This is a genomic window from Psychrobacter sp. NG25 (genome assembly GCF_015234355.1).
In the GTDB taxonomy this organism is placed as follows: domain Bacteria; phylum Pseudomonadota; class Gammaproteobacteria; order Pseudomonadales; family Moraxellaceae; genus Psychrobacter.
In genome coordinates, this window is the sequence record NZ_JADGMV010000002.1 from 140,757 (window position 1) to 160,643 (window position 19,887).

General features: G+C 39.5%; 14 protein-coding genes. 8 read left to right on the forward strand and 6 right to left on the reverse strand.

Annotated elements, in window-relative coordinates; all coding sequences use genetic code 11:
* Positions 1-8: 8 nt before the first annotated feature.
* Complete coding sequence (locus IPZ60_RS03420; RefSeq protein ID WP_194196467.1) at positions 9-887, reverse strand: amino acid permease; 879 nt, start codon at positions 885-887, stop codon at positions 9-11.
* 218 nt (positions 888-1,105) lie between these two features.
* Here IPZ60_RS03420 and IPZ60_RS03425 point away from each other — a divergent pair, with 218 nt between their 5' ends.
* The 3 genes from IPZ60_RS03425 (at position 1,106) to IPZ60_RS03435 (ending at position 4,778) form a co-directional block, all read left to right on the forward strand.
* Complete coding sequence (locus IPZ60_RS03425) at positions 1,106-1,366, forward strand: TolC family protein (RefSeq protein ID WP_320108712.1); 261 nt, start codon at positions 1,106-1,108, stop codon at positions 1,364-1,366.
* A 235-nt stretch (positions 1,367-1,601) separates the two neighbouring features.
* Positions 1,602-2,981: a glutamate decarboxylase gene (locus IPZ60_RS03430; RefSeq protein ID WP_194196468.1), complete on the forward strand. Its 1,380-nt coding sequence runs from the start codon at positions 1,602-1,604 to the stop codon at positions 2,979-2,981.
* 9 nt (positions 2,982-2,990) lie between these two features.
* The gene (locus IPZ60_RS03435) at positions 2,991-4,778 is read left to right on the forward strand and encodes an aspartate:alanine exchanger family transporter (protein WP_194196469.1); all 1,788 of its coding nucleotides are present in this window, start codon (positions 2,991-2,993) and stop codon (positions 4,776-4,778) included.
* A 594-nt stretch (positions 4,779-5,372) separates the two neighbouring features.
* Here IPZ60_RS03435 and IPZ60_RS03440 read toward each other — a convergent pair.
* Genes IPZ60_RS03440 through IPZ60_RS03455 form a run of 4 tightly spaced genes read right to left on the reverse strand, consistent with a single transcriptional unit; the run spans position 5,373 to position 10,039 of the window.
* A complete protein-coding gene (locus tag IPZ60_RS03440) occupies positions 5,373-6,404 on the reverse strand; it encodes a spore coat protein U domain-containing protein (RefSeq protein WP_194196470.1) in 1,032 nt (343 codons plus the stop codon).
* Complete coding sequence (locus tag IPZ60_RS03445) at positions 6,404-8,863, reverse strand: fimbria/pilus outer membrane usher protein (RefSeq protein ID WP_194196471.1); 2,460 nt, start codon at positions 8,861-8,863, stop codon at positions 6,404-6,406. Before IPZ60_RS03445 ends, IPZ60_RS03440 begins: the two co-directional genes overlap by 1 nt.
* Entirely contained in the window at positions 8,814-9,575 is a 762-nt protein-coding gene (locus IPZ60_RS03450; protein WP_194196472.1) for a molecular chaperone, read from the reverse strand. Before IPZ60_RS03450 ends, IPZ60_RS03445 begins: the two co-directional genes overlap by 50 nt.
* A gap of 5 nt (positions 9,576-9,580) precedes the next feature.
* On the reverse strand, positions 9,581-10,039 hold the full coding sequence (locus IPZ60_RS03455) for a spore coat protein U domain-containing protein (protein WP_227669211.1): 459 nt from the start codon (positions 10,037-10,039) through the stop codon (positions 9,581-9,583).
* Positions 10,040-10,583: 544 nt separating this feature from the next.
* On the opposite strand from IPZ60_RS03455, the gene IPZ60_RS03460 reads away from it, so the two are divergent.
* From IPZ60_RS03460 to IPZ60_RS03470, 3 genes are read left to right on the forward strand one after another with little or no spacing between them, the layout of a single operon-like run.
* The gene (locus IPZ60_RS03460; RefSeq protein WP_194196474.1) at positions 10,584-12,956 is read left to right on the forward strand and encodes a class I SAM-dependent DNA methyltransferase; all 2,373 of its coding nucleotides are present in this window, start codon (positions 10,584-10,586) and stop codon (positions 12,954-12,956) included.
* Positions 12,956-14,221: a restriction endonuclease subunit S gene (locus tag IPZ60_RS03465; protein WP_194196475.1), complete on the forward strand. Its 1,266-nt coding sequence runs from the start codon at positions 12,956-12,958 to the stop codon at positions 14,219-14,221. The genes IPZ60_RS03460 and IPZ60_RS03465 overlap by 1 nt, the downstream gene beginning before the upstream one ends.
* Before the next feature lie 60 nt (positions 14,222-14,281).
* Positions 14,282-15,553: a DUF4427 domain-containing protein gene (locus tag IPZ60_RS03470; RefSeq protein WP_194196476.1), complete on the forward strand. Its 1,272-nt coding sequence runs from the start codon at positions 14,282-14,284 to the stop codon at positions 15,551-15,553.
* 219 nt (positions 15,554-15,772) lie between these two features.
* Here the strand turns inward: IPZ60_RS03470 and IPZ60_RS03475 are convergent, their stop codons facing one another.
* The gene (locus IPZ60_RS03475; RefSeq protein WP_194196477.1) at positions 15,773-17,986 is read right to left on the reverse strand and encodes a P-loop NTPase fold protein; all 2,214 of its coding nucleotides are present in this window, start codon (positions 17,984-17,986) and stop codon (positions 15,773-15,775) included.
* A 439-nt stretch (positions 17,987-18,425) separates the two neighbouring features.
* Here IPZ60_RS03475 and IPZ60_RS03480 point away from each other — a divergent pair, with 439 nt between their 5' ends.
* On the forward strand, positions 18,426-19,049 hold the full coding sequence (locus tag IPZ60_RS03480) for a hypothetical protein (RefSeq protein ID WP_194196478.1): 624 nt from the start codon (positions 18,426-18,428) through the stop codon (positions 19,047-19,049).
* A gap of 152 nt (positions 19,050-19,201) precedes the next feature.
* Positions 19,202-19,822 carry a hypothetical protein gene (locus IPZ60_RS03485; RefSeq protein WP_194196479.1) on the forward strand — a complete coding sequence of 207 codons (621 nt, stop codon included), beginning with the start codon at positions 19,202-19,204 and terminating at the stop codon, positions 19,820-19,822.
* Positions 19,823-19,887 lie beyond the last annotated feature (65 nt).

Here is a 19,887-nt window from a genome sequence, read left to right on the forward strand (position 1 = left end):
AGCAGTTTTTAAATCATGCTTACATTCAGTGAGATATCAGCTGTCTTGACAACAGTTCCGACTGCAAGCGTTCCGGCGATAAATAATGCTACCACGGCAATCGTTGAAATCAGTACTGAAAGTGGATAGTCCTGTGAAGGGTTTTTTAACTCTTTTACGTGCACAGCCTGCATCTCCATTCCAGCAAAAAACAGGAAGACACTTGCAGCTAAAACCGTGTTTTTAAGGTGACTAAAATCTGGCAGGAAACTGGTTTGCATGTCCAGCTGGACCGGATTACCAGTCGCAACATATACTATAGCGAGCAAGATTAAGACTGCACCTGGAATAATGGTACCGAACATGCCACCAAAAAAACTGAGTCGCGATGATGCACCAATTCCGCGAAAAGAAATAAAGGTGACCGCCCAATACACCACAAGTAAAACAACGATTGTGTAAACCTTATTTTCAGCAAGTGCTTGATCAAAGCTTTGCGGCCACCAAATATAAGCAAGAGCTGCCGCTGCAAACACAAGCACCGTCGGAAAATAAATGACAATCGCCTGCCATTGATAATAGATCGCAGCGAACCCCCATCGTGGTCCGAATGCCTCTCCAACCCATCGAAAAACGCCGCCTTGCTGTGGGTATGCTGATGCCAGCTCAGCTGCCACCAGCGCTACAGGAACAAGAAAAACAAGCGCCGCAAACACATAATAAAAAATCGAGGTAAGCCCGTATTCTGCCATAGCTGGAAGACCACGTAAGCTTACGATTGTAGTAATATTCATGACCACAAAAGCCATTAAGCCAATGGTCGCAACTTTTTTACCAGTAGCAGGTTTGGTAGGTGTGACTGTATCTCCTTGTACCGCGGGTTTGTCTTTTGGAGTCTTGTTAGTCATCTGGTCTGCTCCTTAATGAGAGTATGATCGGCCAAACCTTGGTTCGGCTGATCTAGAGTCACTGATTACCCAAAATTTCTAGGATTTCAGAACTTCTTCCTTTGCAGCATACATGCAGTGGAGCGCCCATTTCATGATCTCAGGCGTTACAAAGACGTTTATAGGGAAGGCTTTGAGCTGCCTTCCACGACTGTAAACATTCTCAATCATCACCGAGTGTGCCCAGTGGCCAAACGCCCCAAAGGTTGCTAGAACGTCGTCCAGACCTACGTGCCTATGGCGCACAAGTCAATGCCTATTCTGCCAAATTGGCAAGTGCCAAAGCTGATCTACTGCCACGTTTTTCCATTCGTTTTTTAGGCCAAGGCGGGCGTATTGACATTGACAGTGATGTGCCAGATTTGAAGGGTTGGGGAAGTATATTGAGTGTGGGTAGAGAATGTCACTGCGAAGGCATCATAAATTTAGACAGCTTATGAGAGGTTATACTCACTTATTAAGGTGATAGGAGAGTAAGCTGCCACATAACCCTTAATTTAATTAGATAATTTAAATATTTATTTAAGATAAAAATTACCTTATTTAATAATAATATAACTGTTATATAAATTTTTCTTAACAATAAGGCAACATATTCTAAGCTTGCAAAGGTATCTACTGTTTATAGGTCGACACACACAATGATTTTTCAATCATATAAAGGAACGTTAGATTATGCCTTTACACAACCGAAATCGGATTGATCCTCTTAGCGAAGACGTTTACGAAGACCCAATGAGTAATACGCTACTCAATAAATTTCAATTGCCTCAAAACAGTACCCAGCCAGAAGTTGTTGCTCAGTTTATAAAAGACGAGCTACTCCTCGATGGCAATGCCAAGCAGAATCTGGCTACATTTTGTACGACATGGATGGAAGATGAGGTTCATGACATCATGGACTTATGTATCGATAAAAATATGATTGATAAGGATGAATATCCACAGACTGCTGAAATGGAAGCGCGTTGTGTTCATATCTTAGCGGATCTATGGAATAGCCCACAAGCTCATACGACTCTTGGTTGCTCAACTACGGGCTCATCAGAGGCTTGTATGCTTGGCGGATTAGCCATGAAATGGCGCTGGCGTCAAAAACGTGAATCAGCAGGATTAGATACTTCAAAGCCCAATTTGGTCGTTGGGCCGGTACAGATTTGTTGGCATAAATTTGCGCGGTATTTTGATGTTGAACTTCGCCAAATTCCACTTGAAGGTAATGAGGTTGGTACAAATCCCGAAAAAATAAAAGACTATGTTGATGAGAATACCATTGGTGTCATTCCTACATTAGGGGTGACTTACACTTGTGTGTATGAAGACGTCGCTGCGATGGCGAAAGAGCTAGATGATATTCAAAGCGAAAAAGGATGGGACATACCTATCCATGTAGATGCCGCTTCGGGCGGATTTATAGCGCCTTTCATTCAACCTGACCTTGAATGGGATTTTCGTATTGATAGAGTGAAATCTATCAATGCCAGTGGCCATAAATACGGTTTGGCACCACTAGGTGTCGGTTGGGTAGTTTGGCGCTCAGAAGAAGACTTGCCAGAAGACTTGATATTCTATGTCGATTATCTAGGTGGAAACATGGCAACCTTTGCGCTTAACTTTTCTCGACCAGGTGGTCAAATTGTAGCGCAATACTATAATTTTTTACGATTAGGATTTGAGGGTTATAAAGGTGTTCAACAAGCTTGTGTGGATACCGCTCAATGGTTGGCAGATGAAATCTCAAAGTTAGGTCCGTTTGAGATGTTTTATGATGGACGAGGTGGACTGCCCGCCCTTAGTTACACCTTAAAAGAAGGAGAGTGGGGTTTCAATCTCTATGATTTATCTGACAAGGTTCGTCAACATGGTTGGCAAATAGCCTCTTATCCGCTACCAAATGATCGTCAGGATACGGTTATTCAACGCATCTTAATTCGTCATGGTATCAGTCGAGATATGGCAGCGTTATTATTACGTGATATTAAAGCCGCTGTTGAATACTATAAAGCGCATCCAGTTTCACATTCTAGCTCTACTCGTACCTTTCATCACACATAGAAGAGCATTATGAGTAATCCTACTGTAGTCGGTCAGATATTCGATAAGATAGAGCCTGTTACTGCTTCAGGCTTACATGGATTTTTTCAGCTTCTGGATAATCAGCCCATAGTATTTATTTTGTTATCCTTAGCTTTAGGTACTTATATTGGTAATCGTAGCATCAAGAAAATCTCTTTAGGGTCAACAGCGGGTACTTTGCTTGTAGGGGTTGTGCTCTCGATGATTGCACAATCTGTTTATGGTATTACCTATGCCATACCGGGGGTTCTTTCAACCTTTATGCTGCTCCTATTTATGTATGCTTTAGGGCTTAAAGTTGGACCTCAGTTTTTTTCCGGATTGAAAAAAGGCGGTTTGGCGTTCATTAGTATCGGCGTCATTGTTTGGTCACTAAACTGGGTTATCTGTTTTTTCGGGGCAAAATTTGCAGGTTTGGCACCTGGATATGCAACAGGACTTATCTCTGGTAGCTATACCATAACGGCTATACTGGGAGTGGGGCAAGGCGCTTTATCGAGCGGTGCCTATATACCACCGTCAGGAATAACAGCGGAAGAAGTTGGTGCCAATATGGCCGCTGCCTATGCCGTTAGCTATGTCTTATCCACTGTTGGTATTATTTTACTCATTCGCTATTTACCTAAGATTTTTGGTTACAGCTCTGTTGAAGAGGCTAAAATCGCTGAAGTTGATTATAATGGCGGTGCTACAGATCCTTTACCTGGAGCACCTCAGGCATTAACGCTGGGTTTTTCACCGTATGATTTACGCGCCTTTTATGTGACTCACAAAAATATTCTTGGCAAAAGTATCTCAGCGTTAGTCAAAGAATATCCACAAGCGCCTATCCTACGTTTGGTTAGAAGTGGCGCGATTGTAGAGTTATCAGATGATCCTAGCGTTCAACTGAACGATATCGTTACGGTTAGAGCCAATATTCACGATTTAATCTTTGTAGACAATGAACTCATTGGTCCTGAAGCTGATGATCAATTGGCTCGCAATGTCCCTATAGAAGTTGCAGATATTCACATCGGCTCTCATGATATTTCAGGTCAAAACATTCATGACCTCAGCGAGTTTGGAATAGGAGGTGTTACTGTTCAAGCTTTATTTAGAGCAGGTAATGAAATTCCACTAGGTCCTAAAACACAGATTTCTTTCGGCGATGTGATTAGATTGGCAGGTCCAGATGTGGCTTTAAATATGGCAGGGCAACGCTTGGGAGGACGAGTAATATTACCAACCATGAAGTCTGAAATAATTTATCTTGCCGTTGCGATGGTTATCGGATATTTAGTCGGTATTATAACGGTCCGAATTGCAGGTATTCCATTTGCACTAGGAACTTCAGCAGGGTGTATTCTTGCTGGGATTGCCGTTAGTTATTTTCGCAGTCGTAACCCTGAGTTTGGTGGTCCAATACATGAAGGCGCCAGAAGCTTCTTGCAAGATTTTGGTTTAAACGTTTTTGTGGCAGTTTTAGCCGCCAATGTTGGGCCTAAAGTCATTACAGCCTTACATGGTGACACTCTATTATGGCTAGCAGTAATTGGAATAGCAGGTGCGTTAATACCACCGCTCGTTGCCTTCTGGATAGGGGTGAAATTTTTTAAACTTAACTCAATTATTGCTGATGGTGCCGCCACTGGCGCTAGAAATAGTACACCTGGACTAAATGCAATTATGGAAGAGTCAAAAAGTTCAGTTGCTGCTATACCTTATCCCGTCAGTTATGCGCTTACGACCGTTTTAGCCTTGATTGGTGGTTATATTTCGATGATTTTATCTTGAGTTTTTAGGACTGAAGTTAGTAGACGATGGTTATTTCAAAACCCCGATATTGATAAGCTTACCTAAGAATAATAAGGGCCTGAGAAAGCTATGACTTTTATACTTAACCGTTCCGGCATTGTCGGAGCATTAACACATTAAAGAATGAGCGTTGAAATTAACGGTTCAGTATCCTGTTTAAAAGTATGTTCAGATACCTGCTAGATATACCCTTAAAATACTGTTGTGAAAAGTTATCGTAAGTTATATAAAGTTATGATTTTGACATATTAAAACATTAAAAAACCCCGCAGCATATATGCTACGGGGTTTTTAATGTCTTCTAATATTATTTGATGGTGCGCCCACCAAGAGTAGGCTATGAGTCTAAGAGTCTTTAATACCAACCTATACAGAAATTTCATAATTAATTTTAACAACATATTTAACAACAATTCTATGTCGTTAGAATAGCGGCTCTACTATAAAAATAAGCAAATATTGCTTACAAGAAATATTGTTTGTACCTATATATTTTTAATATTGACGTATATATTGAGCACGAGAAATAGAGCAGCCTTTATAATGTTAGAACTACTAGTAAAGTAGAAGCTATTAATAATTGACTTGAATGCTTACAATGTCAGAGTATTTATCAGGACGAAAGTCGGCACTGAGAGCAGTAACGTAGACAGTCTTTAGTTGAGAGGTTCCATCGCCAGTACCTATTACGCCATTCCCGACGTTATTCGAGGTGGCGGTGTTTCCCCATATATCTCCACTTTCACCATCAGTTGAACGTAATTGATAAGGTATCTTATCAGTATTGTTACCAGTACCGCTCATCATGCCAGCACCATCTATATTATTATTGGATGGCATTAAGCCAATATTATAGGGTGCACCATTTGTGCAAGTGACGCCAATCGCACTAGAATTATTGCCTATGATATTGTTTCTATTTGCAGAATGAGAACCTAAATTGACATCAGTGGTAGAGGTAACTAAACAGCTTGGAATTACGGTCGCTTGAACGGTAAATGGGAATTGATCTACTCCTGAATTACCCGTTGAGCAATCAAGGCCAGATGAGATTTCGTTAGCCTTAAACGTTAATGCGGTATGACTACCATTGAAATCGTCGGTATAGGTTCCGGATGTTGCGAGGGTATTGTTATAGTTTGAGAGCAAAGAAACGTTAATAGCTACACTGCCTGAGATAAATGAGTTTTCGGCAATAGCGAGTGAGCCTGAGTTGAATTCAGAACCACTAGAATTTCGGGTACCCCAATCAATATTTCCTGGTAATGTCATGGTAAAAGCCAAGTTTGAATCGACAGACCCATTCTTCATGTAACGCGGAGGGTAAGTGCTGTTATTATTGCCACCGTCTACTGCAAGGCAAACCGATACATATCCTGCGGAGCCGCTATTGGTGCATCTATAGTTTAATGTAGCACTAATTCTTGCATCATCGGCGTTGGCGGGGGTGATAGAATCGCTAATGTTCACTTTACCGGTACTTCCCACTGCTGTATTCATACCTGCTTCACACGTAACATTGGGTACAGCATAAGCATTCCCTGATGGTAACCACCATGCACCTACTATCAAAAATATACTATATGTCCATCTTAAAAACTTCATTATTCTTTTACCTTTTGACAGATGAGAGGACCGATGAGTGGAATATCATCGCCCTGTTTATGATAATCAAAGCTGACCGTACAACTATCACTAGAGGGCATGATTACTTTTAGTACATTGTGCTCATCTAAGGTATCCAAATAGACTTCGCCATCAAATCCAATAACTGCTGAAGATGCATCTTTGTTCGTAAGTAACTGTACTTGACTGCCAAGCGGTAATGGCTGGTTAGCGTTGTCGGTAAGGAGGACAGAGGCAGAGCGCACAGGTGTGATGCCAAATCTTACTAATACTCCAGCGCGGTCAGTCGGCGTTGCTTCAATATCCACCTTGTCAATGCGCAGGTCAGCGGGCAAGTCCATAGGGTTAATAGCAATTTTATTGTCTTGATAAGCGTTCAATGGTGTTACCAATAATAGCCCCTGCTTATTCGTTGTACCTATGGGACTGTTTTGCAGCAGCACTGGTACATCGGCGATACCATCAGTGGAGACCACGGCAAAACCATTATTGATTTGGCGGGCAGCAAATAAGCCTCCACCCATCATGACCAGTGCGCCTGTACCGCTAGCATAAGTAGAATAATTATCGTTGTTGCTACTGATACCAGCTTGTAATCGACCGTATGGACCAAGATAATTCAATTCGGCTAAGCCATCGGTGCTGCTGTTGTTACTCGTACTGTGCCTTGCTTGCGCACGCCAGCCTATGCCGCCCGCATTTGGTGTTGATTGCGACACATCTGTTATCAAGTAATGCCGCTCGTTAGTGCTCTGCACACTACTATTCAGCGAGATATTATGGTCTAAGGATAGCGAGGCCCCAAAAGAGACGCTGTTATTGGCAGAATTATGGATATCATGATTGTAATTGGCGTTCAGACTCAGTCGTCGCCCAAAGGACTTTCGCCAAGAGGCGCTGGCAAATTGTGAGGTCTCTTGCTGCGTAAAAGCGACCTGATTATAACTAAGACCAAAACTGCCTAGAGATTGGGTGCTATAACCTGTTGAGAGTTGTTCACTTCGGCTGTTAGGAGCATTTCCGTAACGTGTGGCGACGTCACGGTAGTCACCATGAGTACCAGTGGCATTGAGACCGATATGGAAGCGACTATTATTCCAAGAGTAGTCTGCACTGTATTGCAATCCACCTTCACCTTGGCTGTCGCTACCCGCTAGTGAGGCAAATAAGACACCGCCTTTGCTACCTAATAACCAAGTGCCACCGACACCAGCATTACTAAGCCCCTCAGTCACTTCAGCATGGGTCTCTGCAGTAAAGCGATCACTGACTCCATAACGCCAAGTGCCAAAGGCGGCGATATCATTACCATAATCAAAAGATTTGAGGCCATAATTTTGGCGTACGGTACCGAGCTCTACTGACCAATCGGACAGCCCGGGCTGTAGTAAACGATGGGCATCATAAAGTGAGAAGTTAAGCGTGGTGTTTTGTCCTAACGCATCAGTCAAGACGAGCTGGGCATTGCCCGCTCCGCTAAAACTGGGAGCTGTATTAAGCTCAAATGGACCGGCAGGTATGTCGCCGCTGTATTGCTTGAGACCATTAACATAGAGCTCTACCGCTGAGGGTAGCGTGGCAGAGCCAAAAAATGACGGAAGAGGCGTGGTTGCAATATAGGGCTGCAGGTCAAAGTTACTGCCAAATTGCAGTCCGCCTAAGCGTGTGGACCTTGTCCAGGATAGTGTACCTGTGAGTATGTCGCCGGCTCTGATAGTGAGTAACTTATCAGGAAATGATTTACTCCAACTGGTATCCAATCGTACCGTTCGGCTGTCCCAATCCTTGCCACTAATAGCGCTATCAGCAAAACGATTGCCAGTTGTCAGGGCAGTAGAACTTAATACACCAAAGTCATTAAACGCGCGCAGTTCTGTATAAGCACTTAAGCTGGTCGCGTTGTCCTGTGTTTGTGTACCATAAAGGTTGTAATTTAACAGAATACCAGGTGATGCGGTCGGTTTTGTGCGTCTGCTATTGCGGGTATTAACTATGGTCGTGGAAAGGTTAAGTATGTTTAGTGGTGCAATAAGGCTGACCGTTTGCTGGCGTGCATCATAATCAATCTTGATGTCAGATAGAGTGTTTAGCGGCCTTGGTTCGATAGTATCGGGTGACAATATAAAGCCGAGTTGCTGCAATACGTTTGCACTTGCCCATAATTGCTTATTATAGTATTCGAAATGCGCTAAACCTTTGTCCGTTCCGTTAAGCTTAACCTCTAAATAGAGATCAAGCTTATCTGGATAACCCTTTGCGTCACGATTTCCACGGTTTAAATCAAGTTGGGCGAGACTGTCGTTTGGAAGAGATGTAGAGATCGCCGTGATATCATCTGGTTTGATAGCATGGCTGATAGGTATCATTAAAGTTTGTAATAAGGCTATTTTAGCGATCGGAAGTGTCCAGCGTAACGTCTTGTATTGTCTCAGTGCCATTGATCGTTACCTTGAATTTACCGGCTATCGCACCCGCTATAAAGCCGGAGGGCGGTACTTTCAGTGTCCAGTTCATAGTGGCATCTGGTAAAATATAACCCAGTAAACCTTGATGTATATTAATATTATTACCCGCATCATTTACAACGCTCAGGCCAATCAACTTGGCATGACCATTGCCGCTATTGTGGACGCGTAATGTAATCTGTTCGCCATCTGGCAGCAAGGTATATTGCCATTGCAATTGTGGACTAGTCTCAACAATACCAATGGGCTGCACAAATACAGGTAAAGAGTAGCTCATCGCAAATTGCAAGCCACTCTTTTGCTTAGGGGACTTAATCGGTAGCTCATTAACCAAAATTCGATAACTAGCCTCCATTCCTTGCGGAGGTGCCTTAGCACGGATAATTCGAACCAGTTGTTTGTCACCGGGGTTGAGCTCAATCATTGGCGGACTGGCCAATAATCCTCGTGAGGGAGCGAGCTGATCGCCTGTTTCATCTTGTGACCACTGATAAACGCGCACTTGCGCATTTATCACTTCGTCACTCGAATTACTAAGGGTCAGGCCACTGGCGTTTTCTCTAGCTTGCAAGCTTAAAGAGATGGGAGAGACCTGTAGGCCACTTGCCATCGCTCCACTACAAGACAATAGCAAACTAGAGATAACAGCAGGTTTCGCAACACGGCGTAACCAGAGACTCGGCATGGTGATTAATAGGCTACAGAAACATTAATAGTATCGGCGTAAGCACCAGGTGTAACGTCGGCATCACTAGTCACTGTGAGATAGATAGGAGTAGTGATGGCGGTAGCATAATCTGCGAATGCTTCGGTAGATACTGTATCAGTAGTACCCCATGCAGTGCCATTAGCTGAGCCAGAAGTTAATTTATAGGCTACTTCTTCAAGTGTTTCGTTTCCACCAAGCATAGTGCCAGTACCGTCTAGGCTATTGGTTGATGCAGGTGTTAGACCAATAACAGCCACAGAACCTTTAGAACAATTTAAGATAAGGTTAGTGGTTGCCGTTACAGCTGTAGTTGCCTTTCCTGCTTCAGTTGTTGCAAGTACAACATCTAAAGGAGCTGCATCTATAGTACATATAGACTCAACGTCCATACTAACGCCAAAACTACTTGAGGTAGGGCTAGCAGCATTCGCACTAGACATAGCAGCGAATCCGCCAATAGTAACTAATGTAACAGTCATTAATGATTTTTTAAATTGCATGGTAAATCTCCAAAGGTTTAGATCTTTTAGGGTTTCGGTGATGAATTACAGCGTAATCAGTTGAATACGATGTGCTTGCCGAGCTAGATAGCAGAAATCTCGTTTTTTTAGCAATCTAGAACCCACTGGCTTAAGATAATTACCTGAGGCGAACTGACTCTTTCAGTTACAATAACTACGACTATCGTCAATATTTGTTGCTAAAGCATGACAGAGTTGTTTTAGAAGTTTGTGACTAACATGTATCTACGCTAATATCCAATTTTCCATATGTATTATTGACCGATGCGTCACTACAAATAACCTCATCAAATAGAGCCAACATTAAGTTTATATACTAGCCTTTATATACTCTACTATCATACAATGAGCTTTATAAGCCGTCATAAGTCGATGTATTCCATCGCAGCACGTGTAGTCTAATTTTAAGCCTGTCCTATAACTCCAAGCACTCAACCTTGCCCAACAACCAAAAGATACTCCCATGACCAAAAACTTCTCTCAAACAGCGGCTTTCATCTGGTCTGTCGCTGACCTATTACGTGGTGACTTTAAGCAATCTCAATACGGCCGCATCATCCTGCCATTCACACTACTGCGCCGCCTAGAGTGCGTATTAGAAGACACCAAAGCTGCTGTGGTTGCTGAGAGTGAGCGTATCGCTGAAAAGGGTCTGCCAGAGGAAGCACAAGAGAAGTTCATTATTCGTGCCAGCAAGCGACCGTTCTACAATATCTCGCCGATGGATCTCAGCAAGATGGGTCAAAGCGATATCAAAGATAACCTCAATACCTACGTGCAATCTTTCTCTAAGGACGCACGTGAGATATTTGAACACTTCAAGTTTGAAGAGTTTGTTGGGCAACTGGCCGATGCGAACTTGCTATATAAAGTCGTGCGGATGTTTGCCACTACTGATCTAAGTCCTGAGAAGATATCTAACCATGAAATGGGCTTTGTGTTTGAAGAGCTGATCCGCCGCTTTGCTGAGAGCTCTAACGAAACCGCAGGGGAGCACTTTACCCCGCGTGATATCGTGCGCCTAACTACCTCATTGGTATTTATGGAAGATGATGATGCACTGACCAAAGACGGCATTATTCGCACCATTTATGACCCGACAGCAGGTACGGGCGGATTCCTATCCTCTGGTATGGAGTACGTGCTAGAGCTTAACCCTGATGCGGTGATGCGTACCTATGGGCAAGAGCTCAACCCTGAGTCTTATGCCATCTGTAAAGCTGACATGCTGATCAAAGGGCAAGAGGTTAATAACATCAAGCTGGGCAATACCTTGTCTAGCGATCAGCTGGTCGCTGAGAATTTTGACTACATGCTGTCTAATCCGCCGTTTGGGGTAGATTGGAAAAAGATATCAGGTGAGATCAAAGATGAGCACGAGCAAAAAGGCTTTGACGGTCGTTTTGGGGCTGGCTTGCCACGCGTGTCTGATGGTTCGCTATTGTTCCTGATGCATTTGATTAGTAAGATGCGTCCGATCACTGATAATACTAAAGATGCGGATAGCAGCAGCACTCAAAATAGTAACCAAGGCAGCCGTATCGGTATTATCTTAAATGGGTCACCGCTATTCACGGGCGGCGCAGGGAGTGGCGAGAGTGAGATCCGCCGTTACATCCTTGAGGCCGATTTGCTAGAGGCCATCATTGCCCTGCCTACCGATATGTTCTATAACACGGGTATCGCTACCTATGTATGGGTATTAAGCAATAAGAAAGCGCCTGAGCGTAAAGGTTATGTGCAATTGATCGATGGCAGTAACCTATACGGCAAGATGCGTAAATCTCTTGGCTCTAAGCGTAATGAGATGAGCGATGACGATATCAAAACCATTATCCGTAGCTTTGGTGACTTTGAGGTGGTTGATGCGCGTGTGCTAGATAAGCCTGAAGAGGTGAAATCCAACCGTGGCCGTCAGTCTGCCAATCCTAAAGCTGAGGCTGCCAAGACCTTTGCCAGTAAGATATTTGCCACCCATGAGTTTGGCTACCGCCGTATCACCATTGAGCGTCCGCTACGTCTATCGGCTCAGCTATCTGATGATACTATCGAAACCTTACGTTATGCTCCTAAACCGTTTGATATGGTCATGCCAGCGCTGTATGAGGCATTTGGTAGTAACTGGACGATTGATATTGATAGTAATAACTACGGTGATTTATCAGCGGTCACCTTAGAAGCGCGTGCAATGATTAAGGCCGACTTTAGCGAGCTAAAAGAAAAGCAAATTAAAGATGTGCTTGATGCCAAACTTTGGCAGGATCAGCTTGAGATTATGAATAAAGCCAAAGCCTTACAATCAGCTATTGGTGAACACCAATTCGATGATTTTAATGAGTTTGAAAAAGTGTTCAAACAAGCGTTAAAAGATGCTGATGTGAATCTTGATACGAAAGAAAAAAAGCAGCTGATGGATGCGATCACTTGGAAAAATCCTGAAGCAGAACCCGTCATCAAAAAAGCGGTCAAGGTTGCCAATCCGCTCTATGGTGCGTTTAGCTATACCGATCTCGCCAGCAAGACCAAGATTGTAGAGTTCCAACCTGACAGCGATTTACGTGATTATGAAAACGTACCGCTGAATCCTGAGGTGACGACCACTGAGTTGATTGAAAGTTACTTCGCCCGTGAAGTACAGCCGCATGTGCTTGATGCGTGGATCAATAGCGATAAGACAGATGCTATCGATGAAGAGATCGGCATTGTAGGCTTTGAGATACCGTTCAACCGTCACTTCTATGTGTATGAGCCGCCGCGTCCGCTAACTGAAATTGATGCAGACTTGGATGCGGTCAGTACTGAGATTATGCAGTTATTGGGTGAGGTGCATTCATAATGGCGAAGTATCAGCAATATGAACAATATAAGGAATCAGGGGTTGAGTGGCTGGGAAATATTCCAAGTCACTGGGAAGTTGTACCTATAAAACATCTAGCAATTCTTAATCCAAAAAAGTCTACGCTATCTCAAGATTTAATGTTTGATGAATGTAGTTTTGTGCCAATGGAAAAGCTTAAATTCAATAGTCTTGTTTTAGATGAAAAAAAAGTCATCAAAGATGTCTATGACGGTTATACCTATTTTGAAAACGAAGATATTCTAGTTGCAAAAGTGACTCCGTGCTTTGAAAATAATAATACTACTATAGCTAAAGACCTTATCAATGGGGTTGGTTTTGGATCGTCTGAAATATTCGTTTTACGAGTTAACAATAAAGTTAATAACCGTTACCTATTCTATCGTTTACTAGAAACTATATTTATTAGTGTAGCTACAGCTGCTATGACAGGTGCTGGAGGATTGCGACGTGTTCCTGCTGAAACCATTAATACATATCCGATAGCTGTTCCTAACATTAATGAACAAATCCAAATTGCCAACTTCCTCGACCATGAAACCGCCCAAATCGATACCTTAATTGATAAGCAACAAACCCTCATTCAACTGTTAAAAGAAAAGCGCCAAGCCGTCATCAGTCATGCCGTGACTAAAGGTTTAAACCCTGACGCGCCGATGAAAGATTCGTGCGTTGAGTGGTTGGGGGAAGTGCCAGAGGGTTGGGATGTCGGTCGCCTAAAAAATGTTTTAAGAATTCGTAACGGTCGGGATTATAAAGAGGTAGAAGTAGAAAGTGGTGGCTATCCTGTTTATGGATCGGGTGGGATTTTCAAGCGTAGTTCGGATTACTTATTTGATGGTGAGTCCGTACTATTTGGTAGAAAAGGGACTATTGATAAACCTCTATTAGTTTCAGGAAAATTTTGGACAGTAGATACTATGTTCTATAGTGAAGTTTCCAATAATGCCAAACCTGAATATGTTTATCACCAAGCATTATTGTTCCCTTTTGATAAGCTTTCAACAAACACTGCATTACCAAGTATGACCCAAGAAGACTTATTAAATTTAGGCTTTGTTATTCCACCATTTGATGAGCAAAAAGAAATCTGCCAATACTTAAGCAATAAGCTAAATGTGTTTTCAAATTTGGTGAGTAAAGCTGAACAAACCATTCAACTCATGCAAGAGCGCCGCACTGCTTTAATTTCCGCTGCTGTTACGGGTAAGATTGATGTGCGGGGCTGGGTTGCGACTGAGTAGAATCTCATGATTCTGAGTAATCTCATTATGGGTTATTTAACAGTGTATTAAGGAATAGGTATGAATAGAAATAATATAAGATTCGACTTGTCAAATTATTTAATTCATTTTTTCAGAGATGTTGATTTGAGCAGTGATAGACCTGTAGATATTCCAGAGTTTATGGGTTGGCAAAATATTCATGAAGGTGATTTTTTACCAGCATTTTTTATGCTAAGAGCAACTCTCCGTAATGGACGTATTTGGGCAACTTGGTCTATCAGAAATAATCAACCAACTGTATATGGATATAATCCAGCTATTTGTTTTACTGAGATGCCGATAGCTGCATTTTTAGAATCAGGTTATAAGAGAAGATTAGCGGGTGAAGCTATGAGTCCAATTGCATTAGTATTTCCTAAGGAGGCTCTCTATAATTTAGGTGCAAGACAAGTTATTTCAGGAGGCAGTGAGGGTTCTAATGTTTCTTCAATAAAAGTTAAAGGTGGATATCGCTTACTTCCAGAAAGTTCATTTTCTTTAAGGGAGCAATACAGATACGTGACCTATAGTCTTGGCGAAAGAAAAATAGATTGGACACATGAAAGAGAATGGCGTTATCCCTATCGAGGTGAAAGTTTTAACGGTATTTCATCACCACATGGTATCGGAGAAGCAGAGAGCTGGTATGAGATTGGAGGATTAGACTTTATTGATACAAAATACAGAATTCACGGGATCGGTGTTATCGTTGAGTCCGATGATCAGGTAAATCTAATACTCAGTGATATTTTGACATTGGTAGATAGTAATCGAACTTCTTATCATACGTTCAGTTTTATCTTAAACAATAGCCGCCTCCAAAATAATTTACAACAACTTCAAAATCCAACTGAGACTTCTAAAACTATCTTGGACGCTACAATTGATATTGAGCCTTATTTTAAGACAATATCTATTGAAGACGAAAATTATAATAAGATTTTTTCTGATATTGCTATGCAAATAGAGCAAAGTACAGATGATATTATTTCATGTGAATGGGGTGGTTGCTGGTTATGGTTTCACGACAATAAGCACTCATTTACCCGTGCTTTATTGAAAAAAGGTCGAATTTTTGTAACTAAAGATGGCAGGTACTTAGCTAAACTTGATGAGTTTAGATACACCAGAGATCTTAGGCAGCGTGAATACATGGCTAACCAGCTTGCAGACTATATAAGAAATACATTTGAGTGTGAATGTTGTTATTTTTCAGTATCAAACTCTTATTCTCCTACTGATCTCCCATTCTATGCAGGTAAAATTTCTCAAGATACTAGTTATTTCAATAAGTCGTGGAAATCGATGTAATTAGATAGCTTATACAAGAAATTAAAATAAACAAACTTGACATGATTAATATCTACAATACCAAATACGAATCTGTCTTCCAAGCCGATATCGTCAGCCAAATGCAAGCGCAAGGCTGGCAAGTAGGTCATGGCAGCTGCTATCAGTAATGTAGTTATATAAATTATTTTACAATCTATAATTGCAGAGCATAGGTTTCGGTTCTTACACAACTATCTATTATGTATCAAATATTCTTTTTGAATATAAATACGAAACATTATTTATGAACTTGTCATCGGGATTTTTTATTAAAAATCTATTTAATAGTGTCTTAAACTTAGATTCTTCGATTATTGTAAACAAAGAACTTGCGTCTATAGCTTCAGAACCTATAACACCAAAATTACCGATAAAAATACTTAGTGTACTCTTGAATGTTCTTTCATCATTTAGTTGTACAGTAAAAAAGGCTTTAGCATACTTAGAGTCATGCTTTTGAAAAAAGAAATACATTGACCTACTGTACTCGTCAGCTATAAATTTGTCATAGTCTACCTGTATATAGTGTTTTATTTTATTTAGTGTTGACTGTGTTATCTCGGAAATTTGCACATCACTAAGACCATTCTTATATTTTTCTAATGAATTTATTAGAAACATAAGTATATAGGAATGTATATTGGCATGATTAAGGTTATTGAACGTTGTAATTTTTATATCAACCTCATCTATACTGCTGATTAGATTGTCAACAAGTAGCAGGAGGTTCTGTCTCTCTGAACTAATAGACAATGTACTGTTTGTCTTTTGGAAAAGATGACTTAAAGCAACTACGAGATTGCTCTTCTCAATATTGTTAAGTTCTTTAGCTAGCATATATATCTGTGCAAGCAAACTAGTTCTTTTTGTTGAAGAGAAATAATTATCGATAATGGTTACGGAGTTAGTATCATTAGATAAGTCATTTTTTATTAATTCTACATCATATGAGCTGATCTTAGTTTTTGAACTACTATAAATAAAGTAATTATCAAATTTCTCAGCACTTGAGATTTTTAAGTTTTTTAATTTAGTTCTATCGGAGTAATCGGTAAGTATTGGGAACATGTACTCTAATAATGTAGCATTTTTTAAAGAAATATTTATTTTTCTAAAACTATCTATCTCTTCTTTTACCTCGTTACTCTCTGCTATTTTTCCTGTTCTTTCAAAGTAGGGTTGACCCGTTAGAAAACTACCATTGGACTTAATACTCTCAAATAGTTCTGGTTCGAATAGTCTAATTGTTTCTAATGCCATAAAGTCTATAGCATTTACTTCAAGGTGGTGATTGTTAACTAAACTTGTCAAATTAAAACGATAGGAGTTGAAGAAGCGATATATTGCTCTCATGTCTATTAAATAGTTTAGAACACCATTAATTATTCTTTGAAAGTCTTCTGGTTTGGCTATATCTTTCTTGTTTTTAACATTTAAGTCATTCATAAACATATCAAAGTTATTTACAATCACTTGTCGTAGTTCGAAATCTTCAATTATTGGCGTGGTAACTTCATATTGAATGATTTTTTGTAGATAATCCACTCCTTTCTGGGAGTTGTCAGTGAGCTTTTCTTCTACCACCTCTTTTGAATACAATAGAAAAAATATTAAATTATTAAAATCTAAATTAGATTTTATTAATTGCATGAGTGATTCTAACTGAGATTTATTTAGTCTATCTAAGTCATCAAAAATTATTAAAATAGGGTGTTTTATATTTATCAAAGATTTGCTTAAATTATTTTTATTATCTCTTAAACTATTTGTTTTTGCATAAAAGTATTGATAGATATTACTAATTGATCCAAGTATAAATAAAGATAAGAAAACATAAAGAAAGTGCTTTTTGAGACTATCATCAATTATAGGTGAAATAAGAATCCCTGTACCGAAAACTGGTAAGAGTTTTATAATTGGTTCGTATAGAACGGTAGAGATATTATGAAGAGATAGAAGTATAATTCTAATAATATTTAAAGGGAGATTTTTAATTTTTTTTAATTTTTTAAGATCTAAAAATTTTAAATTTCTAAAGTTTGATTTTTTTAAAGTAAAATTTTTATAATCTACAAAATCAAGAGCAATTTTTCTATTTTTTATAATTAATTTTTTTTCAAGCTCATCGAAAAATGCTTGAGTGATGAGGTCCTGTGAAGACCATTCCCATGGCGAGAAGTCTAATATTATCATGTCTTTATTTTTATCATTGATATGCTGGATGACAAGGTTTTTAATAGAAGTTTTGCCGCTTCCCCATTTTCCAGTGAGAGCTACCACCCAGCTCTCTTTATGTTTCCAAGACAATATTGATTTAGCTAAATTTTCTGAAAAATAATTTCTACCTAAAAAATCATCGGCTTTAGATGAAATAGGTTTATCTTGATGAATGAAACTTTGGTTATCTGTCATATGATGTATTTACTTAAGTAACTATTTGAGGATAGGATAATATGAAAAAATTGCATATATGTAATAGAGTTTTTTAGTTCAATTTGAGGTTATATTATATTTTCTAACTATGCATCTGATAACAGCATTATAGTAGGTCTTTATTAAATTATTATAAATAGTAGCCGCTTATATAATGCCAAGACAATTTAGCACTTATTTATTATTATCAATTATTGATTTAAAATTAGATTAGTCACTTTGGAGTTCTGCGCTGAACTCACGGTATATTGATTCTGCTGAATATTAATTTAACATACATTTATAATACTAACATTATCAAGTGTATGAGCTTGTATTTTATCTTTTATTTAGATATTTACTGCGACAGTAAATAAAGTTTACATCGAGCTTATCTTAGCAAATTTAAACACGATTTGAACTGAGAGTAGAACTTCCTATGAAAAACAACGCTATAAAATACCGAAAAATAAGAGGCATCAACTATCGTAAGCGTGCTATTGAGCAGTGGGGCGAAGTTGATAAAGTTCTTGATGCCGATCTGTTAAACCAAGACAAGCGAGATTACGTTGAATTCTTGGTAGATCCATGGTCACGCTTGTCTTTGATTAATAGTATCTATCCTGAGCCAACGAGCGACTGCGAATATCTATTGATCAAAAGTGTGCAAAATATCTATCAGTCATGGAAAGATTCGCTAGAAGCGTTGCAAACCCCTTATTACTTGCAAATATGGCTACGTGAAAACTACGTCAGCCGCTCACAAGTGGTTTGTGCTATCGATGAGATGAAAGATTTCTACGATGATACCTTTGAAGCGATAGATAAACAGCCCAAAAATGGTATTCAAAGTTCTATCCACTATAACTCAAACACGGCTGAATACTTAGATTGTTTTGAATGGAAGCTATATCGTTGTGTTCAGGCATATGACTTAGCTGATCCTTGGGACGCTGAATATGTCCAGAGCTTAAATAGCCAGCAACTATTAAGAAAGCAAATCATAGGGCAAATAGAGTATCAAATTGTCGAGATTGATAAAGTTTGGTTGATCTGTACCTAGCAGACGTATTCTCATTATTTTTTCATTGACTCCATCTATCAAAGTCGCGCTCGGCGAATGATTTTGGACGGATATGGACTTTTGCTTAGATTAAATCTAGTTTAATAGTATACTTATGTTTATTTTTTAACTTATATCTTGTAGAGAAGTTTATGGGAATAAACGCTTTAGCATCAGTATTGGTCGCTTCATTAGTCGCCTTAACTGGTATTTGCAACTTTGGCTATACAATTATTAAAGACAAACTGTCTAACAAAAAAGAGGACTTGCAGAATACACAAAGCATGCTTGGTAGGATGGAAGAAATAAGAAATTCAAAGAAGTATGTACAAGATTTAGAGATAGATAAAGTAACCTTTCTCAAAGGGTTTAAGTGGCGAGAAGTTGAAGTCTTATTATCAAAGAATATAGGTTTAGTCACCATATCAAATTTAAGATATTTAAATAAAGATGATATGATCATTTTTAAAAATAACTCAATAATTATACCAAATAAAATATATATTCTTAGAAAGAAGATTTTAAGAGTAAGAGGTATATTGATTTCTTTGAATTTTATATTGCCTACATTTGCATTGCTATATCTTATAGTTTTTCACCAGATAAGCATAATTAACTATTTGATCATGTTGGCTTATATTTTATTTGCCGAAGCGTGGGCTCTTTATTATTTTAACAGTATTATTAGTTTTGATGATATAAAAGAATCAGAAGACATTGCCAATAATAATATTTTCATTTCTGAAGATTTTGATAGTGAACGCCAGCGCTAATCATGTATTCCCGCCATTTTGTCTGTTATATTCATATACTCATTAGCCATAGAACAAAAACAAGA